The organism is Dolichospermum sp. LEGE 00246, assembly GCF_015207865.1.
GTDB lineage: Bacteria > Cyanobacteriota > Cyanobacteriia > Cyanobacteriales > Nostocaceae > Dolichospermum > Dolichospermum heterosporum.
This window is the reverse complement of record NZ_JADEWA010000441.1, coordinates 1-4531: the sequence shown is the minus strand read 5'-3', so window position 1 is coordinate 4531 and position 4531 is coordinate 1. Positions and strand designations below refer to the sequence as shown.

Below are 4531 nucleotides of genomic sequence, written 5' to 3'. Positions count from 1 at the left end.
GGGTTAGGGTGGGGTATAACTGTGCTAAAAATCACAGAATAATACTTTTCAAACATCCTTTTATGTGATTATGGACAACGGGAATTTAGTCCACCTTGAGTACAAATAAATGCCAATTGTTGCGGATCTAAATTTTTAGCCTGACTGAAATCTACTCCTTTAATTGAGGCATTTTGAGAACCAATATCAGGTGTTTCCACAAACTGATCTGCTAGATTTTGTTTACCAACAAAGAGAATTGTGCCTTGAAAATCTGCTCCAGCGACATTTGCTCCTCGTAAGTCAGCACGACTTAAATCAGCACTTCGCAAATTAGCGTTTTCTAAGTTAGTCGAGCGTAAACTAGCGCCAGTGAGTCGAGTAGCACTTAAGTTAGCATGACTGAGATTCGCATAATCTAAATAGCTTTCCGATAAATCTGCACCTTGCCAGTCCGTTTTAGTTAAATTCGCGTAGGCTAATTGTGTACCAATGGCAGAAACCCGGACTAAATTGGCGGCATATAAATTTGCTTCTGTTAAGTTAGCGTTGCTTAAATCTGCATTTGTCAGGCTGGCATTTTCTAAAATTGCATTTCGTAAATCTGTACCTACTAACTGGGTACTACTGAGATTAGTCCCAAATAAACGGGTGTATGATAAGTTGGCTTTGTTAAGATTAGCCCTACTTAAATCACTACGACTCATGGAAACCCGACTCAAGTTGGTATTACTTAAGTTAGCTTGCTTTAGTTGAGTGTTATTTAAATCAGCGATCGCATCATCATAAGTATCCCAACGTCCATCTTCACCAACGCTGCGGAAACGACTACCTTGGAAGTTAGCTTGGTTAAGATTTGCTGATTTCAAGACAATTCCTGATAAATCAACGTTGTTTAATACCAAGTTAAATAAGGGCTTTTCTCCAGATGCTTGAGAACCTAATTGAGCATTACTCAAGTCAATCTTGTTAGTTTCGCCACTATAGATAGCCAGAATTTTATTAATTACCTGCTGGGTGAGAATTAGCTGATTTTGTCTAATTTCCCCATTGGAACTTTTACCGGCAGATGCTAGTTCTCCAGCGAGAAACTGATTCATGCGGTTTAATTCAGGAATGGCTTTAAAACCAGCATTAGTTAGGGCTTGTTGAATAGTATCCAGGGTTTTGGGGTCTGTTTCTTTAACCAATAAGTCAATTAATAATTTGATGGCTTGTTTATCATCAACACTACCCAAGGCTAAAATAACTCTTTGGCGGTCTTCGTTGGTAACACCGTTATTGGGATTGAGTGCTTTGATGAGTTCAAGGAACTTTTGACTATTAGTTTGTTCGCTTCTCCGTTGGCTTTCTTGGGTTTGGATGTAGATTTGTGTACCTATTAAGGTTGATAACACAGCAATCATGCTAGTTAACCCTACTAAAAACAGGCTGATACTAGGATTATTTCTGGGGGAAGCAGGGGAAGGAGATTGTGAACTATCTACATTATTTTCGGTTGTGGTTGAATGCTCCCCAGGAGGAGTAACAGTGCTGGTTGCATCTATTGTATATGTCCCTGCAAGTTGATCATGGAAGGAGCGGGGATGTTTTTGGTTAGGCCAGCCTTTTGATTCTGCTAAGATCATTAACATTGTTAAAGACGTAAACAGAGCCAAGTTGGGGAAAACAAAGCTGTAACGCCAGAGGAGATATGCGGCGGAAACTGGGATTGTCCAACGCCCTAATCCTTCTCTAACTATGACTGCGCCTAAACCTGGGGCTGTTCCGGCTTCGTTTACGACTCGCACACCAAACCACCGTTTGGGAATGGTGCTGCCTGTTTTAGCCAGTAAATACAATTGCCACCCACAGAGGCTTGTGGGCAATAATAGGGCTAATGTCCACAGGATATTGGTCGGCCAGGCAACGTTGCGAATACCATAACTGATGGGTAATGCTAGTGGTCTGGCGATCGCTTTTTCTGTGACTACCAAGACAGGATTCAGCGGTACTCGCCGAATCTCACTACGAGAATTTACATATACGCCTAAACTATAAGGAACTAACCCACTGGCAATAAGGAGTGTTATTTCCACCGTCCAAGCTACAAAACGCCTCGTTGCTAATGGTGTAATTTTAGCTTTTTTCGGTTCTTTGGGGCGGCTAGACTGACTACTACTTTTGCCGATCATTGGATTCGCCATCGTGTAATTACCTGTAATTTTTTTTACGCCACCATTGGCATGACTCAAATAGGCTATTGCTTATTTTCCTTGTCCATTAGCAATAAAAAATTTGTATCCAAGATACACTAACACTGCCAAAACCGCCAGACTAATTACGGAAGCAACTAGAGCAAATACTGTTTGCAACATCCAAACGGTTATCAACATGACTATACCTGTCACTACCAGCTTTTTAATTGTTGATAAGCCATTAAACCAATTTCTGGATCTTTCTAAATATAAATTCCATTGGGCAACTCTAGTTACAGGTGTCTCTGTTTCTGATTGACGAGCATTTACACCGGCAGATTTGATTTCTGCTGCTAGATTTTGGAGACGACGTTGTAAATCTTCTTCTGGTTGAGAGTTCATAAATTTTTATTCATCTTTTATTAACAGTAGACAAGGACATTTTGGCAAAAAACTGGCTGCTTTTGCATCAGCATCGGGATTATTAATATGTGTGGGTGTTGGTCGAATAATCCCGTTAAATAAATCATCTAATCCGTAGGGAGTAAAAAATTGCCATTCTCCCTGTCTGTTCATGCGAACCCCTACAGCAGTTGCCGTATGCAACCAATTTTTAACTCCATCTTCTGTGCTATTATAAGTCATGCGTCCAGCCCGCCAATGCCCAAAACTGGCTTGATTTTTCACATCAAACTCCTGTTCGGGAAACTGTGTTTTGAGAGTAGACTTGGCAAATAATTCTTGGTCACGGTTGCCGGTTTCATCAAAAAAAGCAATATCAAAATCTTTGATAAATAAATTACATTCTTTTCCCAACAGAGAACGCCAAACTGTATTTCTGACTGCACCCCCAGCCAACCACCAGTTAGGTAACTCAAGTTGGGCTATGGCGGGTAAGACGGTGGCAATAATTGAATTAGTAAGAATAATTTGCAGTTGTGTATTATCATTCATAGTGTCTAATTTTAGATGAGCATGGATAATATGACCATAGATAATAATACTTTGGATTTAGTGGCTGGAGGATTAGCGATCGCTATTTTGATAGGGGGAATGTTGATGATGTTCACCACCATCTTCAGCACCAAAAAATAATTTTCTCCCAGGTAAATAAGGTAAGTAATTGGACAAAAATATTTACAGTCATTGCGAGCGAAGCGAAGCAATCACAACCCTTGGAATTGCTTGATTTCACTTCGTTCCATATGGCTAACGCCACGCTTCGCTTACGCAATGACATTGTGTAATCAATTCTGTCCCACTACTTATAAAACTAATGCTGGAACTCTGATTCCCACATTATCCCCCCTAATCCCCCTTACCAAAAGGGGAAACCGGAAAATTCTCTTCCTTAGCAAGAGGATGTTTAGCTATGCCCAATAAAAATGTTACAATATGTTAAAAATTATATTAGCACAATGTGGCAGTATAGTATTGTATTGCTTATTGACTTTCCAGTAAATCTACTAGCTTAGATTATGCCTCACATTTCGGTGGTAATCCCAGTCTATAAAGCAGAAGACTGTTTGTACGTTTTGTATAAGCGTCTTGCGGATTCATTAGAGACGATTACACAAGACTTTGAATTAATCTTAGTTGAGGATTGTGGGGGCGATCGCTCTTGGGATATAATTATTGAATTAGCTAACAGTGACTCACGGGTAAAAGGAATTCAATTTAGTCGGAATTTCGGTCAACATTATGGTATAACCGCAGGCTTAGACCATTGTGATGGTGACTGGGTTGTAGTTATGGATTGTGACTTGCAAGACAGACCAGAAGAAATTCCCAGACTTTATGCAAAAGCTCAAGAAGGTTATGATGTTGTCTTAGCTAGGAGGGGAAAACGAAAAGATTCTCCCTTAAAACGAGTGACATCATGGCTATTTTACCAGATTTTCAATTATTTTACTGAACTGCAATATGATGGTGAAGTTGGCAATTTTCGGATAATATCTCGACAAGTTGCCCAGAGTTTTTGTCTAATGCGTGAACGACTGAGATTTTTTGGAGGTTTAGTAGATTGGATGGGATTTTCGACTGCTAGTATTGATGTTTTCCATGAAGAACGCTTTGCTGGGAAAAGTACCTATACCTTTGCTAAATTATGGAAATTAGCTAGTGAAACAATTATAGCTTATTCTGATAAACCCTTGAGATTAGCCATTAAACTAGGTTTTATCATTTCTACTTTTGCTTTTATTTATGGACTTTATATACTTATTGAAGTTTTGGTTTATGGTGCAACTGTAACAGGTTGGAGTAGTATTATTGTTTCCCTATATTTTTTGGGAGGAATTATTATTTCTATTTTAGGAATTTTAGGCGTTTATTTGGGGAAAACTTTTGATGAAATCAAGAAAAGACCTTTATAT

Annotated in this window: 4 protein-coding genes; 1 reads left to right on the top strand and 3 read right to left on the bottom strand. The window is 39.2% G+C overall.

The window, feature by feature from the left end; genetic code table 11:
• Nucleotides 1-68: 68 nt before the first annotated feature.
• From IQ228_RS21725 to IQ228_RS21715, 3 genes are read right to left on the bottom strand one after another with little or no spacing between them, the layout of a single operon-like run.
• Nucleotides 69-2165: a pentapeptide repeat-containing protein gene (locus IQ228_RS21725; protein WP_193964412.1), complete on the bottom strand. Its 2097-nt coding sequence runs from the start codon at nucleotides 2163-2165 to the stop codon at nucleotides 69-71.
• 60 nt (nucleotides 2166-2225) lie between these two features.
• Nucleotides 2226-2558 (bottom strand): hypothetical protein, encoded by a 333-nt coding sequence (locus IQ228_RS21720; RefSeq protein ID WP_027401974.1) that lies wholly within the window; start codon nucleotides 2556-2558, stop codon nucleotides 2226-2228.
• A gap of 6 nt (nucleotides 2559-2564) precedes the next feature.
• Entirely contained in the window at nucleotides 2565-3110 is a 546-nt protein-coding gene (locus IQ228_RS21715) for a nucleotidyltransferase family protein (RefSeq protein WP_027401973.1), read from the bottom strand.
• 524 nt (nucleotides 3111-3634) lie between these two features.
• Here IQ228_RS21715 and IQ228_RS21710 point away from each other — a divergent pair.
• On the top strand, nucleotides 3635-4531 hold an 897-nt coding region (locus tag IQ228_RS21710), incomplete at its 3' end, for a glycosyltransferase family 2 protein (RefSeq protein ID WP_193964410.1).

Excerpts from the sequence above, each read along its gene's own strand:
- IQ228_RS21725 (WP_193964412.1), bottom strand. The coding sequence starts at position 2,165 with ATGGCGAATCCAATGATCGGCAAAAGTAGTAGTCAGTCTAGCCGCCCC.
- IQ228_RS21715 (WP_027401973.1), bottom strand. The coding sequence starts at position 3,110 with ATGAATGATAATACACAACTGCAAATTATTCTTACTAATTCAATTATT.
- IQ228_RS21720 (WP_027401974.1), bottom strand. The coding sequence starts at position 2,558 with ATGAACTCTCAACCAGAAGAAGATTTACAACGTCGTCTCCAAAATCTA.